This is a genomic window from Paenibacillus sp. J22R67 (assembly GCF_059692175.1).
Genome location: NZ_JCAUAX010000009.1, coordinates 133,507 through 157,073 on the forward strand (window position 1 = coordinate 133,507; position 23,567 = coordinate 157,073).

20 protein-coding genes are annotated in these 23,567 nt (G+C 47.4%); 11 read left to right on the forward strand and 9 right to left on the reverse strand.

The window, feature by feature from the left end; genetic code table 11:
• The first annotated feature begins 15 nt into the window (after positions 1 to 15).
• Positions 16 to 2,319, forward strand: a complete 2,304-nt coding sequence (locus AC58VC_RS27955) for a DUF4962 domain-containing protein (RefSeq protein WP_497373533.1) — start codon at positions 16 to 18, stop codon at positions 2,317 to 2,319.
• 396 nt (positions 2,320 to 2,715) lie between these two features.
• Here AC58VC_RS27955 and AC58VC_RS27960 read toward each other — a convergent pair whose 3' ends face one another.
• On the reverse strand, positions 2,716 to 2,928 hold the full coding sequence (locus AC58VC_RS27960) for a hypothetical protein (protein WP_497373535.1): 213 nt from the start codon (positions 2,926 to 2,928) through the stop codon (positions 2,716 to 2,718).
• A gap of 159 nt (positions 2,929 to 3,087) precedes the next feature.
• Between AC58VC_RS27960 and AC58VC_RS27965 the strand changes: the two genes are divergently transcribed.
• The 9 genes from AC58VC_RS27965 (at position 3,088) to AC58VC_RS28005 (ending at position 11,203) form a co-directional block, all read left to right on the forward strand.
• Positions 3,088 to 4,434 carry an extracellular solute-binding protein gene (locus AC58VC_RS27965; protein ID WP_497373537.1) on the forward strand — a complete coding sequence of 449 codons (1,347 nt, stop codon included), beginning with the start codon at positions 3,088 to 3,090 and terminating at the stop codon, positions 4,432 to 4,434.
• 101 nt (positions 4,435 to 4,535) lie between these two features.
• Positions 4,536 to 5,426: a carbohydrate ABC transporter permease gene (locus tag AC58VC_RS27970; protein WP_497373539.1), complete on the forward strand. Its 891-nt coding sequence runs from the start codon at positions 4,536 to 4,538 to the stop codon at positions 5,424 to 5,426.
• A 17-nt stretch (positions 5,427 to 5,443) separates the two neighbouring features.
• The gene (locus AC58VC_RS27975) at positions 5,444 to 6,325 is read left to right on the forward strand and encodes a carbohydrate ABC transporter permease (RefSeq protein WP_497373540.1); all 882 of its coding nucleotides are present in this window, start codon (positions 5,444 to 5,446) and stop codon (positions 6,323 to 6,325) included.
• Between the two features lie 84 nt (positions 6,326 to 6,409).
• Positions 6,410 to 8,233 carry a sensor histidine kinase gene (locus AC58VC_RS27980; protein WP_497373542.1) on the forward strand — a complete coding sequence of 608 codons (1,824 nt, stop codon included), beginning with the start codon at positions 6,410 to 6,412 and terminating at the stop codon, positions 8,231 to 8,233.
• 4 nt (positions 8,234 to 8,237) lie between these two features.
• On the forward strand, positions 8,238 to 9,413 hold the full coding sequence (locus tag AC58VC_RS27985) for a response regulator (protein ID WP_497373810.1): 1,176 nt from the start codon (positions 8,238 to 8,240) through the stop codon (positions 9,411 to 9,413).
• Between the two features lie 181 nt (positions 9,414 to 9,594).
• Positions 9,595 to 10,128 carry a C40 family peptidase gene (locus AC58VC_RS27990; RefSeq protein ID WP_497373544.1) on the forward strand — a complete coding sequence of 178 codons (534 nt, stop codon included), beginning with the start codon at positions 9,595 to 9,597 and terminating at the stop codon, positions 10,126 to 10,128.
• 65 nt (positions 10,129 to 10,193) lie between these two features.
• A complete protein-coding gene (locus tag AC58VC_RS27995) occupies positions 10,194 to 10,589 on the forward strand; it encodes a pyrophosphohydrolase domain-containing protein (protein WP_497373546.1) in 396 nt (131 codons plus the stop codon).
• A 24-nt stretch (positions 10,590 to 10,613) separates the two neighbouring features.
• The gene (locus AC58VC_RS28000; RefSeq protein ID WP_145665199.1) at positions 10,614 to 10,832 is read left to right on the forward strand and encodes a helix-turn-helix domain-containing protein; all 219 of its coding nucleotides are present in this window, start codon (positions 10,614 to 10,616) and stop codon (positions 10,830 to 10,832) included.
• Positions 10,833 to 11,002: 170 nt separating this feature from the next.
• Entirely contained in the window at positions 11,003 to 11,203 is a 201-nt protein-coding gene (locus AC58VC_RS28005) for a cold-shock protein (protein WP_126140957.1), read from the forward strand.
• A gap of 203 nt (positions 11,204 to 11,406) precedes the next feature.
• On the opposite strand, the gene AC58VC_RS28010 is transcribed toward AC58VC_RS28005, so the two are convergent.
• The 7 genes from AC58VC_RS28010 to AC58VC_RS28040 all read right to left on the reverse strand — a co-directional run bounded on the left by AC58VC_RS28010 (position 11,407) and on the right by AC58VC_RS28040 (position 20,607).
• The gene (locus tag AC58VC_RS28010; protein ID WP_497373549.1) at positions 11,407 to 11,688 is read right to left on the reverse strand and encodes a hypothetical protein; all 282 of its coding nucleotides are present in this window, start codon (positions 11,686 to 11,688) and stop codon (positions 11,407 to 11,409) included.
• 152 nt (positions 11,689 to 11,840) lie between these two features.
• A complete protein-coding gene (locus AC58VC_RS28015) occupies positions 11,841 to 13,157 on the reverse strand; it encodes an ABC transporter substrate-binding protein (protein WP_497373551.1) in 1,317 nt (438 codons plus the stop codon).
• Positions 13,158 to 13,307: 150 nt separating this feature from the next.
• Positions 13,308 to 14,903 (reverse strand): response regulator transcription factor, encoded by a 1,596-nt coding sequence (locus AC58VC_RS28020; protein ID WP_497373553.1) that lies wholly within the window; start codon positions 14,901 to 14,903, stop codon positions 13,308 to 13,310.
• Positions 14,881 to 16,632, reverse strand: a complete 1,752-nt coding sequence (locus tag AC58VC_RS28025) for a cache domain-containing sensor histidine kinase (RefSeq protein WP_497373812.1) — start codon at positions 16,630 to 16,632, stop codon at positions 14,881 to 14,883. The genes AC58VC_RS28020 and AC58VC_RS28025 overlap by 23 nt, the downstream gene beginning before the upstream one ends.
• A gap of 88 nt (positions 16,633 to 16,720) precedes the next feature.
• Positions 16,721 to 17,572, reverse strand: coding sequence for a carbohydrate ABC transporter permease (locus AC58VC_RS28030; protein ID WP_497373555.1), 852 nt, complete (start codon positions 17,570 to 17,572; stop codon positions 16,721 to 16,723).
• Positions 17,569 to 18,531 (reverse strand): carbohydrate ABC transporter permease, encoded by a 963-nt coding sequence (locus tag AC58VC_RS28035; RefSeq protein ID WP_497373557.1) that lies wholly within the window; start codon positions 18,529 to 18,531, stop codon positions 17,569 to 17,571. The genes AC58VC_RS28030 and AC58VC_RS28035 overlap by 4 nt, the downstream gene beginning before the upstream one ends.
• Positions 18,532 to 19,503: 972 nt before the next feature.
• Entirely contained in the window at positions 19,504 to 20,607 is a 1,104-nt protein-coding gene (locus AC58VC_RS28040; protein WP_497373559.1) for a YncE family protein, read from the reverse strand.
• A 166-nt stretch (positions 20,608 to 20,773) separates the two neighbouring features.
• Here AC58VC_RS28040 and AC58VC_RS28045 point away from each other — a divergent pair, with 166 nt between their 5' ends.
• Positions 20,774 to 21,895: an amidohydrolase family protein gene (locus tag AC58VC_RS28045; RefSeq protein WP_497373561.1), complete on the forward strand. Its 1,122-nt coding sequence runs from the start codon at positions 20,774 to 20,776 to the stop codon at positions 21,893 to 21,895.
• 329 nt (positions 21,896 to 22,224) lie between these two features.
• Here AC58VC_RS28045 and AC58VC_RS28050 read toward each other — a convergent pair whose 3' ends face one another.
• Positions 22,225 to 23,565 (reverse strand): 5'-deoxyadenosine deaminase, encoded by a 1,341-nt coding sequence (locus AC58VC_RS28050; protein ID WP_497373563.1) that lies wholly within the window; start codon positions 23,563 to 23,565, stop codon positions 22,225 to 22,227.
• Positions 23,566 to 23,567 lie beyond the last annotated feature (2 nt).

Below are 23,567 nucleotides of genomic sequence, written 5' to 3' on the forward strand. Positions count from 1 at the left end.
GAAGGGAGAATCGTTATGACAACCCTGTCGCCATTATACGAACCGCAGAGCGGCGTATTAACCGTACAATACGAACCTAATGAGCAAACTACATTGTTAGAAAACCCGCCGCGGTTTACGTGGATTCCGGCTCAACTGGAGAATGACCGTTACGTGCTGCAAATCTCGCAGTCGGACGTATTTTCCGAGGCAGACACGCAAACGATCAAGCCGATTCCCTATAACTTATATACACCGGATGATGCCTTTCGGGCAGGAACTTACTTCTGGCGCTACGCACTGCTTGGGGAGAATGACGAACAAACCGCTTGGAGTAAGGTGAGACGATTTGAAGTCCCGGCTGAATTGCCGGAAACACCGCTGCCTAGCCGAGAGCGTCGCTACGCCGAAGCGTCGCTGCAGCACCCTCGATTGTGGCTCCAGTCCGCTGAGGTTGAAGCATTCCGAAGTGAGTTGGAGGCTGATCCGACATCCTGCGGCTTCGATGTATTTTATGAGAAGTCGGTTAAGCCGTGGCTGGAACGCGAACTCATCGCAGAGCCGCAGCCGTATCCAGGCAACAAGCGTGTTGCCAAGCTGTGGCGCCAAATGTACATGGACACACAAGAAGTCCTGTATGCGATCCGTCATTTGGCGGTGGCTGGAACCATTTTAGCTGACGAAGAGCTGCTGGACCGCGCCAAAACCTGGCTGCTGCACGTCTGCAATTGGGACGTTAATGGTACAACAAGCCGTGATTATAACGATGAGGCTTCCTTCCGAATGACTGGAGCTATTGCATGGGGCTACGACTGGCTGCATGGACAGTTAACGGAGCTTGAGCGGAAGCTGGTACGAGAAGTTTTGCTTGCTCGCGCACGGCAAATTGCTACACATGTTATTGATCATTCCAAAATTCATCACGTGCCATTCGACAGCCACGCCGTTCGTTCGCTTTCCAGTGTGCTGGTACCGAGCTGCATTGCCTTGTTAGAGGAAGAGCCGGAAGCGCGTGAATGGCTGGATTATACCCTTGAATACTATGCATGCATCTATTCCCCTTGGGGTGGGCCGGATGGAGGCTGGGCGGAAGGTCCGATGTATTGGACGACCGGGATGGCCTTTGTTACGGAAGCGATGAATTTGCTGAAAAAATATACAGGCATTAACTTCTATAAACGGCCGTTTTTTACGAAAACGGGTGATTTCCCGCTATACGCATTCAGCCCAGATACGCTCCGCGCAAGTTTTGGCGACCAATCCACGCTGGGTGATCCTGTTAGCCTGAAAACAGGATTTAACATCCGCCAGTTCGCGGGTGTGACCGGGAATGGCCTGTATCAGTGGTATTTTGAGCGGGTACGTGAGACAGATACCGATTCCGAAATGAAGTTTTACAACTACGGCTGGTGGGATTTCCGCTTTGACGAAATGGTTTTCCGACACGACTATCCGGGTGTGGAAGCAGTCGTTCCAACGGATGCGAATATCGAGCAGGTGAAATGGTTCCGCGACATCGGTTGGGTCGCCTTCCACTCGAATATGGCGGATCCCGAGCGCCACATCATGCTGCTCACGAAGAGCAGCAAATATGGCTCTGTCAGCCATAGTCACGGCGATCAGAACGGGTTCTTGCTGCACGCTTATGGCGAACCCCTAGCTATTGAGAGCGGCTACTACGTGGCGTTCAGCTCCACGATGCACATGAACTGGCGCAGGCAGACGCGTTCGACGAACAATATTTTGATCGACGGACTTGGTCAATACGCGGAGAAAAACAAAGTGTTGAACATGGCGGCGAACGGGTTCGTTGAAGTAGCTGAGCAGCGCAAAGGCTATGGCTACTCGCGCAGTAATGCCACAGCAGCGTATAAGGAGTACGTTCCTTATCTGGACCGCTACGTACGCGAGCTGTACTTCTTCGGGACGTATGTCGTCGTGGTTGATCACATCGATCTGGCGCAGACGGGTACCGTGGATTGGTTGTTCCAAACCCTGTACGAAATGAAGCTGAACGGGCAGACCTTCAAAGTCCAAGGCTGCAAGGCTGATATGGACGGCCGCTTCGTCTATTGCTCGTCCGGTGAGCTGGAGCTTACGCAGCATGAGGGCTTCACGGATGTAGACTTGAGCGAGATCGAAGGCTTGCCGCTGCACTGGCATCTCAAGGCAACGACGAAGCCGGCGCGCAGCCACCGGATCGCTACACTCCTTGTGCCGATTAAGCACGGCGAACCGAAGTACGTGTCCTATTTTATGGACGATCAAGGGTTTGACACGCATATTTACTTTACGGAAGATGGCGTCACTCATCGTGTTGAGGTGCCGAAGGCTTACTAGGCTTATTAGAACGACTCTCCTTTGCCACTTTGGCGGGAGGGTCGTTTTTTGTATTTCCACATGGATTCCTGCGGTATGCGCTTAATCGAGTTATCGAAAATAGTAGGAAAATCTGGCGTTATTTGAGCGATTTTGGTTGTTGAATCCAATTAAAGGTAGAAACTAAACTCCTGTTAAATTGCGGGAATTCAATGCTTTGCAGGGCTATTCGTTGAAATTAGCGGGAGAAATTCCATTTAACTAAGTTAAAATGCCGACGCGCTACTGGATTAGCGGTAGTTTTTCCTGCTAATTATTTGTGCAGCCACTACTCCTAACTTCTAGCCTCCAATATTGTCATATCAAGCCACATCTTACCGCCTCCGCACGTCACTATCATCAAAAAAACGGGGTATTCTATTGAATGTCGGTGCCTTTGGCAAGCCCTTCATCGCTTTTCTCGGTCTTTCCCGGTCCTGCTTGTCTATCTGGTCTTGCTGGTCTACCTGGTCTTGCCGGTCTTGCTGGTCTTGCTGGACTTCCCGGTCTCGCTGGTTTTCCCAGTCTACCTGGTCTTCCCGTTCTTTCCCAGCTTTCTCGGCTAGTGCCAAGTCTTTCACCGCTCTTCAAGCTCTATCGCTGGCATATACGAGCCCTTCAAAGATAGGCCCACAGACATAAACCTATAAAAAGTAAACATGAATCCTAAAGTTCGCACATTGTAAGGGTTGCCAATTTCGAGCGATAATAAGGGCATCAAGTTCACCAAACAAACGAGGGGGATTCACATTGATTAAAAAATATAAAGGTCTTCAAGTAGCAGCAGCAAGCTTACTGGCTATCTCCTTAACAGCATGTGGTTCGGGCGGCAGCACAACGACTCCAGCACCGGGCACGAGCGCATCAACAGCACCTAGCGGTGGAAGCACAACGAAAGAAAACGTAACAATCACGTTCCAAAACATATATCCTGATCCGACAGACCCGAAAAACGGCATGTTGAAAAAGATCGTGAACGACTACCAAACGAAAAACCCGAACATCAAAATCGAGCTTGATTCCCTTAACACGGATCAACAAAAGCTGAAGCTCAAAACACAAGCAGCTTCCAAAGAAGTTCCGGATATCACGATCGTGAATCCATCCGCTCAAATGAAACCTTTCGTAGACGCAGGATTGTTCGCGCCGCTTAACGACATGGTTGAGCAAAACGGCCTGAAAGGCACGTTCCAAGAAGGCATTTTGAACTGGTACACATTCAATAACAACATTTACGCTTTGCCGGATGGTAACAACATCGGTCTCGTATACTACAACAAAGACTTGTTCAAACAAGCTGGCGTAGAAGTACCGAAGACATTCGAAGAAATGGTTACAGCTGTAAAAACAATCAAAGGCAAAGGCATTCAGCCAATGGCTATCGGTGAAAAAGATTCCTGGACGGGTTCGTTCTTGTTCATGAACGTGCTGCTTCGCACAAATGGCGGCCCTGGCTTCCTGCAAGCTGTTGTTGATGGGAAGAAAACATTCGCAGACCCAGCATTCACGGATGCTGTAAGCAGCTTCCAAGATCTAATTCAAGCTGGTGCATTCCAAGAAGGCGCAACTTCTTTTGACTACAACGCAGGTGAAAACTTGTTCAAAACAGGCAAAGCGGCTATGTACTTCATGGGTTCATGGGCAACAGGCGGTATCGAGACTTCTTCCGTTAACGGTAAAGTCGGCGTATTCAAATTCCCAACAGTTAAAGGCAAAGGTAACCCTGACGAGTTCATGCTTGCACCAGGTAGCGCGTTCGCGGTATCTGCAAACAGCAAACATTTGAAAGAAACGAAAGATTTCTTGAACTACTTCATGTTGAACTTCCCGAAAGAAGCATTCGCTGTTAAAGGCGCAGTTGGTCTCGCACAAAAAGTTGAAGGTGACTTCAAAGCTGCTGGATACTCCGATATGGCGATGGAAGTACTAGATATGTTCAAACAAGTTAAAGGCGGCGATCTTGCGTTCGATAACACGATGAACCCAGGAACAGCACAAGGCCACTTAGCAAGCATCCAAAACCTCTTCGTGCAGAAGAAAGATCCTGCTGAAGTTGGCAAAGAGCACCAAACAGCTTACGATACGAACAAAAAGTAAATAAATAATCATTTAGCAGCCAAATCGGAATTTATCCTAAGCGCCGCACGGGTGTAGAGGGTAGATTCCGATTGGTATATCTCATGAAGGAGGCGAGCCAAGTGAATGTGTTAAGAGTCTCCAAGTGGACGATTGCCATGTTTGTACTGCCATGTTTGTTGATTTATGTCTGTCTCGTTTTTGTACCCATTCTGGTATCGCTATATAGTGGATTGCTGGACTGGAACGGGATTAGCGGTGCAAAATTCGTTGGTTTGGATAATTTCCGTAACTTGTTATTTCACGACCCCGTGTTTTGGCCATCTGTGAAAAGAACTTTAATGTTTGCTGTATTTTCAATGATTGAAATTCCAATCGCTTTAGGCGTAGCCATTCTCTTGAACCGTTTCATCAAAAAGCCGAACTTCCTAGTTTCCGCATACTTCTTGCCAGTTATCTTGTCTGTTGTTATCGTTGGACAGCTGTGGAAAACGATCTATAACCCTGCCGCGATGGGTGGTATGCTAAATCAAGTATTGGACATGTTGAATTTACATAGCTGGTCAAGATCCTGGTTAACGGATCCAAAGATTGCTATGTATTCCCTTTATTTCGTGGCCCTGTGGCAGTACTTGGGGTACCACACTTTGATCCAGTTCACCGGTATTCAGAACATCCCTGCCGATATTTATGAAGCAGCGCGGATCGATGGAGCGGAGGGCCTTAAAGCCGACTGGTATATCACTTTCCCTATGAATATTCCGATTTTCAAAATATCGATCGTCCTTGCCTTTATCGGCTCGTTACAAGCGTTTGACATGGTCATGGTTATGACCGCGGGTGGTCCTGCGCATGCCACAGACGTCATTTCTACACATATGTACAACATGTCATTCCTATCCATGAAGTACGGGTATGGTAGTGCGATTGCCGCCTTCTTAGTTGGCTTATGCCTGATTGCAACTGTAATTATCAATGGTATCTTTAATCGACTAGAGAGAAGATTTACTTAAGGAAGGGGAGTGTCACCATGCAAGACGTCAGGAAAGCAGCTTTGGCTGCGCCTGCAATGATTCGGAGACGCAAAAGCTTCTCTATCCTGAAAGTTCTGGTCATTGCATTCTTATCGCTGCTCGTAGTTACACAAGTGTATCCACTGATTTGGTTGTTCATTTATTCGTTAAAAACGAATGAGGAAATCTTGTCCGGGCGGTTCTTCGCACTGCCTCAAGTGCTTCAATGGAAGAACTTCTCCTCCGCTGTAGAGGCAGGGCATTATTTTCAGTACTTGAAAAATAGTCTTTTCGTCACATCTGTGACAATGGCCTGCGTCATCTTGCTTAGCTCCTTGGCTTCTTTCGCCATTACGAGGTTTAAGTGGAAATACGGCCAAGCCGTCATGCTCATCTTCCTGATCGGGATGATGGTGCCGATGCAAGCGACGTTGCTGCCGCTGATGATTATCTTCAAAAACTTGCATGCTTTGAACACGCATCTCTCGATCATCTTGCCCTATATTGCGTTCCAGACGCCAATTGCGGTCTTTATCCTCAGTGGTTTCATGAAATCCATTCCGGCTGAGATTGAAGAGTCTGCTGTCGTAGACGGCGCGGGGGTTTTCCGAATCTTTGGGAGCATTATTCTTCCGATTTCGATCCCTCCAATGATGACTGTGTGTATCCTGACATTCATTAATATTTGGAACGAGTACATTCTTGCGGCGACGTTCATTTCGTCCGAGCGGCTCAAAACGCTGCCTTTCGGGGTAAACAGCTTCGTCAGTCAGTATTCGGTTAATTACGGGGCTATCGGTGCGTTCCTAGTGTTAGGCGCGCTGCCAGTCATCATCATCTATTTCTTATTAGCAGACAAAATTACAAAAGGTATGGTAGCGGGAGCGGTGAAGGGTTAACTTCACCCCTCGCTTTTTGCTGTTTAAGGAGCTGCCTGTGATATGATAGCCTGTAACGACTAACGAAAGGGGACCGAATTCGCGGTGACACGGGGCCTTCATTCCATTCATAGCCGGCTGTTTTTGCTTTTTATTTCCTGCATGCTGATCCTCTTAACTTTGGTTAGTGTGCTGTATTACAAGAAAACAACGGACATTATTCATAGCAAAATCAGTGATTTGGCGGAGAAAAATATTTCCCAGACGGTGGGCCTGTTTGATTTACTGCTGCAGGGATATGACAGCATTACCAAATCGCTCAACAGCAATTATGAGATGCTTAGGTTAATCCATGACCGTGATACGAGCAATGATGAAGCGGTCAATATTATTAATGAGCGAACCATTACGAATATCATGGGGGCAGCTTACTATTCCAGGGATGATATTTTCGGGATTCATATCATTACGAATGCGGGCAAAAACTATAACTATGAACGAGGCTTCGACAGCGTCATTAATGCGGACTATGCTAATACAGCCTGGTACCACAAGCTGCAGGATTCCTCAGGCGAAATGGTTTGGCTCGGTCTATCCAAAGGCTCGATCATCAACCGTTTCCAGCAAGACTCCGTTTTTGTATTTGGACGCAAACTGTACGATTTGACCGATCATCGTTTTATTGGCGTTCTGGTGATTGAGACGAACCCGGAGCCGATTCTGGAGGCACTTTCGAACGTGAGGATCTCCCCGAACAGCCAAGTGTATATCGTCGATCGAGAGGATCATATGATTGCCTCTACCGCGGGGGAGAAGAGTAGTCCGCCTTCTTTCGGAGGACTGCCACGGCCGCAAAACAATGAAGTCATCGTGGACGACCGAACCGAACAACTGATTGTCTCAGCCAAAGCGAAGATGTCCGATTGGACTGTTTTCGGTTTAACGCCCAAAGGAGATATTAACTCAGAGGTTGTGAAAACGAGAGAGTACCTGTACTTTGTGGTACTGGCGCTGGTTTTCCTATCCTTGGTGCTGGCGAGTATTATTTCCCAGAACATTTCCTCGCCGCTTAAGCTGCTGATTCGGGAGATGAAGCAGGTGGAGATGGGGAATTTCAAAGGATCAGTGACGGTCAAATCGTTCGAGGAAATCAACTCGCTCGTGTCTTCTTTTAACCGAATGGTGAATCGGATGGATGAACTTATCGAACGCATCACGCTCGCTACGGTGAGTGAGAAGAACGCGGAGCTTCAGGCGCTGCAATCTCAGGTTAATCCGCATTTCCTCTATAATACACTGGATATGATTTATTGGATGCTGGATGAGCGGGAGAACGATAGACTGGGTAAAGTTATCTTAGCCTTGTCTCATATGTTTCGCTACAGCAGTGACTGGCAGGAAGCCTCGAAGACAACGCTTCGCCAAGAGTTGGATCAAATGCGTCATTATATGACGATCATTGAGAACCGGTTAGAAGGCAGGGTCAGCACCGTACTGGACGTAGCGCCAGAGTGTTTGGATGTTGTTTTGCCGAAAATGACGCTTCAACCGATCATCGAGAACGCGGTTAAATACGGGCTGGAGCCGCTCGATCGTCCTGGCGTGCTTCGTGTCTACACGGAGATTAGCGAACATGAGATGCGTATTGTCATTGAGGATAACGGTGTCGGCATTGAGGAGAGCACCCTCCAGTGCATGCAGGAGCAGCTCATCAAGGACGCTTCGGACATCGATGGTGCCATGGCCCCAGTGCAAGCTCCCCAGATATCCGGTGCATCCGGCCATACAAGACGAGGCATTGGGATTACCAACGTGCATCGCCGTATCGTTCTTATGTTCGGAGATAGATATGGACTCCGAATTCATAGCAAGCAAGGGGAAGGAACGACCGTCATCATTGCGATGCCGCTTCCTCGGAAAGGAGAGTAAAACCATGGACATTCTCATCGTAGATGATGAAACGGTGATTCGGGAGGGCATTCAGCGTACGCTGCTTAACCGCTTCCCGGAGCATCAGGTTCATCTCGCGGCGAATGCGGAGCAGGCGATCGCCTTGCTGCGGAGCCACCGTATTCAAATCGTCCTCACCGACATTCTGATGCCGGGCATGACAGGGCTGGAGCTCATGAATATGTCGCGGAGCCGGCACCCGAATGTGAAGTGGGTGGTCATATCCGCCTATTCCGAATTCTCGTATGCACAGGAGGCTGTGCGGCTCGGGGCGAAGGATTATTTGCTGAAGCCGATCGGCAAAGAGGTGCTCAGCGAGATGATTCGGAAGCTGGGCGAAGAAATCGCTTATGAGACCGAGCTGAACGAGGAGTCCGAACTCCTGAAGGCGAACCGCAAATATTTGCAGGAAGCCGTTTTTCAGCGCTTTGCACAAGGTCTGGACACGGGGCGCATCGATATGAAGCCCTTCATGGATCAGCACCCGCATTTCCACCTCATCATGGTGAAGATGGAGAGCGATAAGGCCGTATTCCTCGAGAATTTCATTATCGAGAATGTGCTTCAAGAGCTGATCGAGCGCTACGGCAAAGGCTTCGTAACGGTGCACGACAGCAAAAGCCTGCTAGGCATCGTCACGCTGCCGGATGCCGCGCAGCTATCGGCACTCGTCGATGAGCTTCGCAGCCACCTCGTGAAATATTTGAAGGTGCCCTTTCAGATTATGAGCTCCGATCAGATCAACCGCTTCGAGGCGGTGCCAGCCGAAGTGCAGCGCATGCGTCAAGCTTCGACGACGCAGGTCTACGAGCATCATGCGAGCGGCAGCGACCGCTCTGTCGATGTTGCTTTGCAATATATTCGCACGCATTATCATGACGACCTGTCGCTGGAGAAGGTCGCAGCGATTGTTTACTTGAATCCGGTTTATTTCAGTCAACTGTTCAAGCAGAAGATAGGTCAGGGATTCAAGGAATATGTCACTCATCTCCGTCTGGAACAGGCGAAGCAGCTCCTTATGAATCCTAAGCTGAAGCTGGCCGACGTTGCCGATCGGATCGGCTATCAAGACATGCGTCACTTCTCGCAGGTATTTCGCAAGAAGTACGGCGTAACCCCTTCGGAGTATCGACATGAGCAGGCGCCGCGCTTGGTGTGACCATTTTGTCAATGGAAATAGAGCAGGCTAACTCTCAGTAAACTTTAATAAAAGCGCTTAAAGCTAGACGCCGCTTGCATATCCTCAGGGACTGGTAAATACCGGTCCTTTTATGTGTGTTATGGTGGATTCAGGGCCGAACAAGCCCATCACCACGATCCATGAAGGAGGATATCCAATCATGTTACTAGTGAAGAATAGCCGCCTTAGCAAATCGTTAGTGGGGATTAGTCTGACCCTTTCCTTATTAACATCCGGAACGATGCTTCTTGGGCCTCAATCAGCTAATGCAGCAACCGACTCTACGGCAGCCACATCTTATAGTGCTGCGAGCACGAGCAAAGCAAGCAGTGTCGCACGCACGGCAAAATCCTATATCGGTAAAGTGCGTTATAAATTTGGAGTCAGAAATACAACACGTTTGATTCTGGACTGCTCCTCTTTTACGCAGCTGGTTTTCGCGAAGAATGGCATCACGATCCCATGGAGTTCGACGGAGCAAGCTAAGCTCGGGACGGCAGTTAAGAAGAAAGCGAACCTGCGCGAAGGCGACCTTGTCTTCTTCAGCACGTCCAATCCCGGACGCATCAATCATGTGGGCATCTATGTCGGTAATGGCAAATTCGTGAGCAACACGGCGAGCTCCAGCGTCGTCATGCTGGATATGAATGCTGGCTACTGGAAAAATCGTTTTATCACAGGCCGTCGGTTGTAATTGACCGATGGCTCCCTTTAGTGGTATATAAAAGAAAACCTACGTAAGGGAGCAGGGAGACCATAATGAATTTAAAGAATGCTTTTGACGATGTGAAAAAGTTCCACCAAACCTTTGAGCACCCAGTAGGCACGACTCCACAGCGCTTGTCTGAGAGCCGCAAGGCAGCTCGCTTAGCTTGGATGCAAGAAGAGCTGGATGAGTTCAAAGAAGCAGCGACGGTGGAAGATGAAGTGGATGCGATGATCGATGAGTTATATTTTGTGTTGGGCACTTTAGTTGAAATGGGAGTCGAACCTGGACCGATTTTTGACATCGTACATCACGCTAACATGTCCAAAGTGTGGTCGGACGGTCTAGTCCATAAGAACGAATTTGGCAAAACCATTAAGCCCCCAGATTGGCAGGACCCATTCGACAAAATTAGAGCAGAAATTCGCAGACAGATGGACGACAAATAAGCTTTCAGTGGAGGAGGAACAGGCGTGTTATTTCATACTAGGCTGAAAGAGCTGAGACAACAGCAAAATCTAACGCTGCGCAAGCTTGGCGAGAAAGCGGGCGTCAGTTATTCGATCCTAAATTCAATCGAAAATGGTCGAATACAACCGTCGAAAGATGTCGTAATTGCTCTAACAATTGCCTTGAAAATAGAGGATAAAGAGGAACTCCTAACCTTAGTAAGAAATGCCTCTGAAGGGTAATTGCATTAGCCAAATATGTGTGGTACAGTATTAATAGTCTTTGGGGTAAAACCTGAATTGCTTATTGCAAAGGGTTATCATTTTCGTTTGTGAAACCTTTTCCAATGTGTAATTTTTTTGTTCGAAACAAGAAAAAAGACATGTTAATTAAAACTTTGGAGGTATTACCCATGGCAGTAGGAACAGTTAAATGGTTTAACGCAGAAAAAGGATTTGGCTTTATCGAAGTAGAAGGCGGCAACGATGTATTCGTACACTTCTCCGCAATCCAAGGCGAAGGCTTCAAAACTTTAGACGAAGGTCAACAAGTTGAGTTCAACGTTGTTCAAGGCAACCGCGGACCACAAGCTGAGAACGTTGTAAAGCTGTAAGCTTTTGCTTGCATAGATAGCAGTTCGGAGAACAACTCTTAACGTCATGTTAAGGGTTGTTCTTTTTTTGCGTTGCGGAACTACAGGTCGCTATTTCCATGAAAAATGGCATTTTCCACCTGCGAGGGGAACTGCGTTCCGCTATTTTGGCGAATTCACCCGAAAAGCGCGCATGGTGGTCGATTAAGACCCTGTAGTTCTCCTCAGAGAGGAAACAGCTCGGTTTTCCCCGAAATAGAACACTCCAGTTCCCTAAGATTCCTATTGTTCCCAAAAAGGCAGCCATCTAAGCGGCAGCGTAAAAATATCCGCGTTTCGACGCGAAATAGCGGGTCATAGCTCCCGCTTTTCGTCGATGAACGCTGAGGGCCGTACAGGCCGTCCACCCCGCGCCCGAACCGCCGCAGCGGTGCCAAGGCTCCCATCTCATACGCTGTCGCTACGAGATGGCTTACAGCGCGCGCTGCGAGGCCTTGAAGGTGCATGACCTGCACCTACACCGCCACCGCGTAGAACACGCAAAAGAGACGCGCTTGGGCGTCCCTCAGGAGGCGTCAACGCAGCGCAAAAAAAAGCTGCCCTCAAGTAGATGATCTACTTGAGGCACAGCCATTTTCATTGTGTCGTCTATGAGAATTTATTGATACTCTTTCGCCTTTTTCACAAGCTCATCATAAGCTGCTTCCGGCGCGATTTTGCCGAACATGACTTTCTCACCGATCGTTTTGAAATCTTTCGCCGTGTAGTTACTCCAGCCTTTAGCCCCAGCATTGAAGGGTTGAGCGTCAGGAGCTACGTTTTTAATAAGCTCAATTTGCATTTTATCAGCAGGGGTTAGTTTCGGTGTTAAATACTCGAGCATTTTCTTGGAAACCGGAACGCCTCGTGTTGTTGTTAGAATATCAGCAGCTTCGCTATCATTTACGAACCAGTCGATGAATTTCTTCGACTCCTCGGCATACTTGGAATCCGCGCTCACGGACCAGAACATGGAAGGCTTCAGCCAACCACTGGATTGCGCGCCTTTCGGTTGATTCACTAGGGAATAAACGCTAGGTTTTACACCCTCATAGCCAGGCAGCAGAGCGGCGAAGGTGCGTTTGATAAATACGCTGTCATTGTTCAAGAGATCCAGCTTTGCGTCGGACTCTTTATCGGTAGTCGCAACTTCTGCAGGAGGGATGACCCCCGCTGTGCGAAGCTCGGCATATTTTTTAACAAAAGTAAGATAGGTGTCTTTGTCGATGTTAAATTTGCCGTCATCTGTAATCGGATAACCTTTGCCTTGGCTGAGTTGATAAGCGGAATAGACGGTATAGTCAGATGTTGCGTCCATTAAGACATATTTGTCTTTTTCCAACTTAGCTTTAACATCTTTACCGAATTGGAAATATTCATCCCATGTCCAGTTATTTTTAGGCGGAGTGATCCCAAGTTTGTCCACAGCATTTTTGTTGTAAATCATACCGGTTGCATTATTGCCTAGTGGAACAGCATACAGTTTATCTTTATATTTGCCTGAGTCTACAAGCGATTTGTCGATATCTTCGGTGCGAATGCCTTTGGATAAGTCAGCAAGCTGATTTCTGCCCGCGTATTCGGAAAGCCAAGCCGGGTCCATTTGGATGATATCAGGAGCATTCTTGGCGGCCGCTTGGGTAGCAAGTTTATCTGCATAGCCGTCAAACCCCGAAAATTCCGGTTCGAAGGTCACATTCGGATGTTTTTTCGTATAAGCATCCAGAGCTTTTAGCGTGGCATCATGCCTTGCTTGTGAGCCCCACCATACAATACGCAGCTTAACAGGTTGCGTGCTTGCAGCGCTTGGTGCTTTCGTCTCAGCTGTGCTGCCTCCTGCCGTACTTGCTTTATTTCCAGAACCGCATGCGCTTAAAGACAGCGCTATCAAAGCAGTCATGCTGAGCATGCCCCATTGTCTCATCTGCATTTTCATTGATAATCCCCTCTCGCTACCTAGTCGTCACTACCATTTCATTATAGGATTAACGGAATTAATGAAGAAGGATAGTAATGAACACACTTCTTTCACTATTGATCACAAAATAATCAAATACATAACGTATCCTCGATATCATGAACGACGTTATCCGCTTTTGCCTACTTCGCTTGGACTCATGCCTGTATACTTTTTGAAAATAGAGCTGAAATAAGGGACGTTCTTATAACCGACTTTCTCGGAAATTTCATAGATGAGATGTTTGCCTTCGGCCAGAAGGGCTTGCGCTTTCTTCATTCGGACCTGAATGAGGTAGTTGGTGAACGTTTCGCCGGTTGATTTTTTGAAAATCTGGTTCAAATAGTTCCGGGATAGGTACAGTTGCTTGGACATATCTTCCAGGGAAATCTCTTCGGCATAGTGGTCATGCGCATATTGAATCATGAAATCGACAGCTTCCTTGTGCTTTGAATTCTCATTCCAATGCCTGCTCGTGGCGATGATGTGAATCTTGGCACGCAGCCAATCCTGCAGGTGCGTTGTTGTTTGAATTTGCCTAGTTTCCGTCAGTAGATGCATATCTGGAAAAAGTTCATCCAGTACAGTGCCAACGCTATACAAGGAATAGGCGAAGATGGTCCATAGCTCTGTGCATAGATACTGTAAGTATGCTGGTGTAATCGTGGGCGTCTGGTTTAATTGATGAATATAGGCATCTACAATTTGTGCTGCTGTCTCCTCTTTTGAATAAACGATGGCTTCAGCAAGCTCCTGATAAAATTTGATGGGACGAATAGCCAAATTAGGCGGCAGGGAGGACGGTTTGCCTAGCTGAGGCGTGATCGTCTGCTGCAGCAAATCGAGAAAAGCCTCCTCGGTGGAATCGGATATTTCCTGCCAAGTCGGTTTCATCTGGCCGAGTCCGATCCGGATGTTCAGCTTAAGATACATAAGTACGCAGTCTGTAATTCGGCAGCCAATTGTTTGAATGCGGCTAAGGGCTGCGTGGGTGGGCTCCGATCGTTCAATATGAAACATGATCGCAGCATGATGGCTGTGAAGCTCTATGAAGTCGGACTCCGGCCAATCTTCCGACAGAATTTCCTGAATAATATTAGCCAGTGCAAAGCGGAATAAGTTCCAATCAATTAGCGACAGGCTCGCCGTGCGGATTGTGCTCATCAACTCGATACCCATGACGAGGTGATTGCGATGAATCCAGTGCTGCTGCTCAGTAGGAGGGGGATTCAGTCCCGCAACCCGCGAGGTACCTGTTATGACCGATTTCAGCCATTCCTGTTGCCCAAATGGTTCATAGAGCATCAGCTTTTTTCGGATATCTTCTTGTTCCATCTTGATGAGCTCTTTGGCTTCCAGCTCTTTAATGACCTTCTCCAGAACTGTCCGAAGCTCATCTACTGTCACAGGTTTCGATAAATAGTCACTGACTTGCAGCCGCAGAGCCTGCCGGGCATATTGGAAATCGGTATATCCGCTTAGGATAATGATTTCGCCTGGAAAGCTCGCTTCTCGCAGCTTCTCAATCATTTCAAGGCCGTTCATTACCGGCATATAAATGTCTGTAATAACGATATCCGGCTGAGTGGATCGGATCATCTCCAGCCCTTCGGCGCCATCACTGGCTTCACCTGCGAATTCAGCGTCAATGGCTTCCCAAGGAATCGCCTTTTTCATGCCTTCGAGCACTTGAAAGTCATCATCAATGATGAGTATTTTCCACATAATACTGCTCCTCTACTTGTTCTTTGTACTGAATTTGTGGCAGCAGAACCGTTACGAGTGTACCATTGCCCTTGGAACTGCTCATTTGAACGCCGTAGGGAAGTCCGAAATAAGCCTCAATCCGCTCCTTTACGTTGCGCACACCATAGCCGCCCGTTTTTCTTACCTTTGGTTGATTCCAATCAGGACGCAGCCCGACGCCGTCATCCCAGATCTTGAATTGGATGTCTTGATTGATCAGCTGTACGCTCACCTGGAGCTCCCCTTTTTTCCTGCCGTGGAAGCCGTGAATAATGGCGTTCTCAATAAATGGCTGCAAGGTTAGTCTGGGGATAAAGAGCTCTCGTGCGGATTCATCGACATGAATGGTGAAGGATAGTCGGTCACCCCAGCGGATTTGCTGGATCTGCAAATAACATTCAACGTGTGTGATTTCGTCAGCGATCGGAATAAGCGTCTCCCCGTTAGAGAGGCCGATACGGAACATTTTGCCCATTAAGGAAAGAATCTTGCTGATTTTCTCTTGTCCTGAATCAATCGCTAACCAGTTTAATTGATCCAGCGTATTGTACAGAAAATGGGGATTAATCATCGCTTGCAGCGCTTGTATTTCCGCTTCGCGCTGGCGTTTATGCTGAGCTCTCAAGGAGTCCAGCAGCTCCTCAATGCGTTCCATCTGCCTGCGATAACCATTAAATAGGTTTCCGAACTCATTGGTATAATCTTGAGGCAAGTCTGTAACAAAACCTCGTTCTGGAAGCTTGCTCATGAAGTTGAGCAGGAGTTTGATTGGCTTGGTAAACTGTCTGGAAATAAAAAACGTGACAAAAAATCCAATAATAATGGCAGAAAGACCTACAGTTAAGAGAATCAGAGCTAATCGAATACTACCGCCAATGATATTCTTCCAAGGCGTTACCTCGACTAGCATCCAGTTGGAAGGCGATTTACTCCAAACCAGCAAGGAGTCGCTTTGTTGTTTGGTCGATAGATAAGTGCTCCCGGACTTCGCATTCATCACTTTTAGTTTATCCAGCTCATCGCCTTGGAGGCTTTGATCCCCAATCGATGCAATTTTCCTGCCGCTAGCGTCGAATAAGAGCCGGCTTCGGCCTTCCGTTTCCCCGCGAATCAAGTCCTGAATTTCCGAAGATTTCACATTGAGCATCAGCATACCGTAGTAAATACCGGAGTTATTGTAAAGCTTCCTTGCATAGCCGATTACATTCAGCGGACCTTTGTTGGTCTGAATCGTCCGTTCTTTAATCCAGGCAGAATCGTTATTCTGAATGTCCGGAAACCAGTCTTCTTCCCGTACTTTTTGCAAATTATAGACCCGAATGGGACCCTGAGAATCTGGCATGAAGGGGCGCTCCGTATACAAATAAATCGATTGCACCATGGTAGTGCTGTAGGTAATGCTCGCAAGCAAGCCCTCCAAATCCTGCTTCCGGCGATTGCGCTCAAATAAGTCACTTTCGAGCGGATCAAATCCGATAATATCGATGTTTCTGGAAGCAGCTAGAGACATTTGCTCTATCGAGTTTAACTGAATGACTAAGCGTTTATTTAATTCATTTAATAGATCCTGCTGATAATTAGCCGTATTGCTGGCCAGTTCACGCGAAGTGAGGCTGTAGCTTATCCATGAGGTGACGAGCAGCAGCACGGCGATGAAGGCGGCGAAACTGCCGAAGAACAGCCGGCCGATGCGGACACGCTTAAACATAGTAAACAAGGCTGATCCCCCTCATAAGATTCTATTAAATTGGAAAAAAGGCTGCCAAATGCGCAACCTTTTTCATATTTATTTCATTTTAGCCTTTCACAGCACCTGAGGCAATGCCGTCAACAAAATGGCGCTGCGCCATAAAAAAGAGGATAAGAGAAGGTATGATAGAAAGAAGCGACATCGCCAGCAATTGCCCCCAAGGCAGCGCCGATTGGCTGTCCACGAACAACTTCAGAGCAAGACCAACGGTGTATTTACTCACCGAGTTAATATAAAGCAGGTGTCCGAAGAAGTCGTCCCAATTCCAGAGGAAACAATAAATGGCGACTGTGACGAGTGCCGGCTTCGTTAATGGAAGCACAATTCGCCAATAAATGCCGAACCAGCTGCAACCGTCCATTTTGGCCGACTCATCGAGCTCGCGCGGAATGCCGCGGATGAACTGCACCAGCAAGAAGATGAAGAAGGGACCTCCGATCCCTCCAGCCAAAGCGTGCGGCACGTAGAAGGGCAGGTACGTATTCACCCATCCCCAAGTATTAAACATGATGTACTGAGGTACCAAAGTAACCTGACTTGGCAGCATAAGTGTAACCATAAGGATGGCAAACCAGAAGTTTTTCAGCGGGAAATCCAGCCGTGCGAAGCCGAAGGCGACCAAACTGCAGGAAAGTACAGAGGTAATAAGGACGCCGCCGATTAACTCAAATGTATTGACATAGAAATGGGTAAAAGTAAATTTAGGAATGGCTATCCAGCCTTCGCTGAAGTTAGTCCACAACCACTGGTTTGGAAAAAGAGAAGGAGAGCTCATCTCTCCATTGGACTTGAAGGCGGCTCCGAACCACCACAACATGGGATAGATCATGACTAGGCTGAACAAGGCTAATAAGGAATGAGTTCGCAACGTTCGAGCAGATATCAGTGGGTTTCTCATTTACCTTTCGCTCCTTCTGTTTCGTAGAATACCCAGTAGCGGGATGAGGCGAAAATTATGGCGGTCACGATCGCGATCACCACGAGAAGTATCCAGGCCAGCGCTGATGCATAACCCATTTCATAGCGGGAAAAGGCGCGATCATAGAGGTACAAAGCGTACATATACGTCGAGTTGATAGGTCCGCCTTTTGTAATGATGAAAGCTTGCGTGAACATTTGAAAAGAACCAATGGTTTGCAGCACAAGATTAAACAACAGGACAGGAGAAAGCATGGGCAAGGTAATGCTGACAAACTGTCTTACTTTCGAAGCGCCGTCAACGGATGAAGCCTCATATAATTCCGCAGGGATTTGTTTAAGGCCGGCAAGAAAGATCACCATGGACGAGCCGAACTGCCAAGCGACAAGAATGATCAATGTGCCTAAAGCTGTCTTGGGATTACTGATCCAACTGACGCCGTCTATGCCGAGCATACCTAGGAATTTATTAATAAAGCCGTCCAAGCCGAAAATATTTTGCCAAAGGATAGCTACAGCAATGCTGCTTCCAATTAAAGAAGGTAAATAGATAAACGTCCGATAGACCGAAATTCCTTTAATTTTCTTATTGAGCATCATAGCTACCATAAGCGCGCTAAAAAGCTTAATTGGCACAGACAATACGACAAACAGAATCGTTATTTTCAAAGACTGTCGAAAAATCTCATCATCTGCAAAAATCCGCTCATAATTGCGTAAACCGATCCATTCTGGCGCGTCAAGCAGCGTATATTTGGTAAAAGAATAATACATCGATTGGATCATCGGCCAGAGCGTAAGCAGCAGAAAGCCAAGGAGCCAAGGGGAAATAAACAAATACCCGGCTATTGGCGATTCCCAGCGGCCTTTTAGTGAGAAGGATGACGTTATTTTTCGGGATTGAACGCTTTGTGGAGCAATACTCGTTTCAGCTTTCATCAGGAATAACCGCCTTTCATGTCATAACACCTTTATATGTAGTATAAAAGCTAACAGCCCCCTGAAAAATGAGAGTAATGAACACAATTCATTCAGAATCGAACACTGGTAAAACATCCGATATTACCATTGACGCGTAGACGGAGATATTCTTGCTGGATCTAGGATGACTCTTATTCAAGTTGGTTGGCGGTTATTTGGGTACTCTTATGTATGATTGCATCTGCATCCAAGCTTGTTGTAGCTAGGGAACTTTCTTGACAAAAGCAACATTCGGGCATGTGGTCAGCTTACAGCATCGGTTTCCTTGTGATCCTCCCTCTTTTTGTCCTAAATTATTGCCTCGATTTCCCGCTTTTTTACGTATTAAATATGATTACCTATGTCATTGCCCTCTTTGTTTAATAAAATGATTTTTTTGTCTATTTATAAATATATAATATCTTTTTAATCTGATTATCTAATTATGGTTTAATTAATTTTTTAATCTGATAATTCAATAATCTTTTAAGGGTTGCAAAAATCCCGATCTATACGCGTAATTTCTGCAAAGCTCAAGCTGGGTGAAGCGCTATGTGGGAGAGGACAACAATCATAAGTTGCTTTAGAACACACGCATATTTTCAGGGGTTGGCAGAAGCGTGTTCGAGCATATTGTCCGTACAAAATAAAGTTTTCCCCGATATTTTATTCTGTAGGAAAAATTGAAACTGGAGACTGAAGAAGCACGCCAAATGTCTGTCGGAGGCACTGATTAACAGCACGGATCATCATGCTGTTTTAAAATAGTTACTGACTCCTTAATCGATATTTATCATCAGTTTCAGAATAGTAGTTTATTTTTTTAATATTTTAAATACTTCGTTAAATCGATTTGTCAATTGTCCGTTCTGGTACCACTCGTTGCTCATTGATAACAAAAAATAAAATAAGCCTCCAAGCCCACATCCTGTGGGTTTTGGGGCTTATTTGTTATCTGTGATCTTGAACGACGGTGATCGAGCTTTCATTGCCAACATAAATTCGGTTGCTCCGCTTATTCAGAACCATGTTCCCTGCTGACTGCCCAGTGCGCAGCTTGACCAGCAATCGATTCGTTAGTCCACTGTACACGAACAAATTTCGGGTGTCTGAGTCACCGACATAATAACGGTTCGAGAGCGGGTTGACGAGGAGTGAAGAGAACGTGGGAATGGATAAAGTCGTCGTAATCCTATTCGTTAAGCCGTTTATAACGAACAGTTTGCCATTACCCTCCTGCTGAGCGCTTGTTAAATAGATGCGATTCGTTAGTACGTTTACCGCTAACTCGCTTTGGCGCCTTCCGAGCTGAATAGGTGTGCTTCTCCCGAACGTTGTACCTGATATCACAGAGGCAAAACGGCTTAGGTTATTGGCTACGTAGATCCGATTCGTTTCAGGGATGATAGCCGGCGTAATAATCGGATTTTTACCTACTTTTATCGTTTGGATCACATTCATCGTGAAACCGTCGATAACATGAACGGAATCTTGGCGTACATTCGTCACATAGATCCGATTGGTTCGTTCATCGATAGCGATAAGGGCTGGTGATCCGCCGACTCTTATGGTTTTAAGGACACGGTTGGTGCTGCCGTCGATGACGCTTATGGACCCACTCGTACTGGCGACATAAATGCGATTGCTTCCGCGATGAATGGCAAGGCCAAAAGGGTGCTCGCCGACAGCGACGTTGGTGATTACCTTGTTCGTTTTTCCATTAATGACGGTAACGTTGGCCGCTCGGAAGTTCGTTGAATAAATTCGGTTGGTGCGCGTGTTCACAGCCAGAAATGTAGTGCCATCCCCTGTCTGCACACTGCCGATCACTTGATTCGTGTTACCGTCCAGTACGCCTACTAGATTTTCGTCATAGACATAATAGACGCGTCCTGTTGAAGAATTAACGCGAATATCACCCACTTGGCCAGCCACTGGCACAATCTTGATGACTTGCGGTTTATGGCTATATCTGTTGGAATGCTCAGCCGGACTTGTCTGACCTGGATTTATTTGAACCTTAGCTTGTATAAGGGGCTTTGAAGAGTGAATCATAGGAGTCCCCCTTCCCTGTATTTAATGAATGCAATAGTATATGGTCGAAAAAAGAAATCGGAAACTTGTTTACTCGGAATGCTGGGGGATTTACAAAATGAAAATAATGGTATAATTTAGGCGATGAGTATTAGGTGGGGATTGGCTAAAAGAACGGAGTGCTAAGATGTCTAATGAGAGAATGAGCGTGCTTATTGGTGTAAGCGTTTGCGTTTGTGTTTGTATCGGGGCTGGGATTTGGATTTTGAACTCGCTTCATCTCGGGGAAATGAGAAGCAAGCCGACAGAGGTTGTAACCTCTCCGGCGGCAATAATAATGGCAACAGCAGCTGAAGCGACACCGTCTGCGCCTGCGAAAAAGAGTTTTGACGATCTGCTTCAGCAATATGGCTCTGTGTCGCTTTCGGATGCACATAACCATGATGCTAGCGGTTCAAGGTACACAGGCATGCAAAATATGTGGAAACGGGATGCGATGGATCGCGTTATTCTTTTCGGGGATGTATCGGAGTCGAGCGCGATTCAAACTGATGCCTATGCCTGGAGCGCTTATATAGAAAGGCCAGATTTCTTTGTGCCTTACTTCTCAGGCTTTGATCTGCATGATCCTTCTAGTCTTGAGGTTGTAAGAAATAATCTGGAACAAGGTTATTTTGGCCTTGGTGAAATTGCTGCCGCTTCGTACTACTCACCCGCTGTATCGAAGGTGGAGTGGAAAGCCAAGGACCCTATGGACGGCTTTCTTCCGCAAATTTATGAGTTGTGTGCCGAGTATCAAGCGCCAATCCTGCTCCATATCGATCCTCCGAATGGTTTCGTGATTGATAAATTGGAGGAAGCTTTGGCCGCGCATCCTAAGACAACTTTCATTTTTGGTCATGCGAATGCCTATAATTCTCCTGAGAATATCCAAGGATTATTAGAGAGGCATGATAATGTCTATATGGATTTTTTCGCAGGGTTTACCTTACTCAATCCGGAAAGTAGGAACCGAATCGAGGATTTTCTCCCTGTTATGAAGCAATTCCCTGACAAGTTCATGCTTAGCACAGACTCCGGCTACGGACTTGCTACCGAAGATGTCGCGATCGAAGCGATGTATCGTGTCATGGATGCCATTGGCGATCCAACGCTGATCAAGAAAGTGGCATATGATAATTTAGATGCGATCATTCGGAATGAACCAGCTACCACAACCCAGAAGGAAGCTATTCAGAAGAAGGACGCCGCGCGGGATGTTACGAAGCTTACTAAACTGGAGGCTGGGAAGCTGCTGTGGGGTAAGTAGTGATGATCGTGATAGTAACGTCTAGTCACACAACATGCAAAAAGTACATCAAATAGACGAGACTTGTGGCCTCAGGGAGTCATATCATGCAATAAGTACATCAAATTTAGCAAAATCACCCCATTTTCGGGGATATCTACTGATTTTGATGTACAAAATGCATGATCACTTCTGAAGTAGGCTAAAACGCAAAGGTTTGCTGTACGTTTTACATGTTCTCACAGACGAACCTGTATCCGCGATAAGAAAGCGATAGCTGCGGAAAATGAAGAAAAAAGCCTGCTGACCAACCGGCATTTGCATGCAGGAGGACGGCAGGCTTTTGCTGTTTAGCGCAGGTTAGCGCGCTTCAGCAGCCGCTGGATCGAGCGGTTTGCCTCAGGCAGGACGATGTCCTTGTCGATGGTCCGCATGATGCGGTTTTCCATCACGATCCGCCCATTGATGATCGTTGTCTCCACATCAGCGCGTGTTGCGGAGTACACGATGCGCGAGATCGGATCCACGTCGAAGGACGGATACGTGTGGAAATTGATCAGATCGAGGATCGCCAAGTCGGCTTTCTTGCCGACCTCGAGGCTGCCGATCTCCTTCTCCATACCGACTGCGCGTGCGCCGCCGATGGTCGCCATGCGGAAGACCGTCTGCGCGTTCATCGCCGTCGGTCCGTGCACGGGCTTCTGAATGAGTGCAGCCAAACGCATCTCGTTGAACATATCGAGATTGTTGTTGCACGGAGCGCCATCAGCACCTAACGAGACGGAAATGTCGAGCTTCAGCATGTCGGGCGTCTCGGCAATGCCCGAGGCCAGCTTCAGGTTGGAGCCCGGGCAGTGGCTCACGTGGACGCCGCGCTCATGGATGATGCGCTTCTCCTCGTCATCCAGCCAAATGCAGTGCGCTAGAATGAGGCGCTCATTCGCTAATCCCAGATGGTCGAGATAAACGACATTGCGCATGCCGGTCTCGGCCTGCACAATCTCAATCTCGCCCAGATTCTCAGATGCGTGCGTATGCACTTTCACTTGGTACTGCTCGGATAAGCTGCGAACCTCACGCAGCAGCTCCTCCGTGCACGAGATGACGAATCGCGGCGAGAACGCGTATTGGATGCGGCCGTCGTCGTGGCCGTTCCACTTTTCGAGCAAATCGACGCTTTGCTGAAGCGATTCGGACGTTTTTTCTTGCAAAGGGAATGGCACCTCATCGCCTTTGTCCATCATCACTTTGCCGGATAAAGCGCGAATCCCGCTCGATGCGATGGCTTGGAAGGCGAAGTCGGTATGATGCACCGTCTCCATATCTACGATGGTCGTTGTACCGCTTTGAATCAACTCGCCGATTCCCAGCAAGGCGGAATAATAGATGGATTCCTCGTCGTGTGAGGCCTCCAATGGCCAAATTCGCTGTTTCAGCCAATCCATCAGCTCCAGATCGTCCCCTTTGCCGCGGAACAACGTTTGGCATAGATGAATATGAGTCTGCACGAAGCCTGGAATGACCGTCCGGTTCGTAGCGTTAATCACTTTGTCCACTTGCGCGGGGTCTACATTTAGGTCAGGTCCGATTGCCTTGATCCTGTCATCTTCAATGAGGATATCTCCTACGAAAATATCCCCGTCGCGGTTCATTGTTACTATTTCTGCCTGTTTAATAAGAATAGTCGCCATGG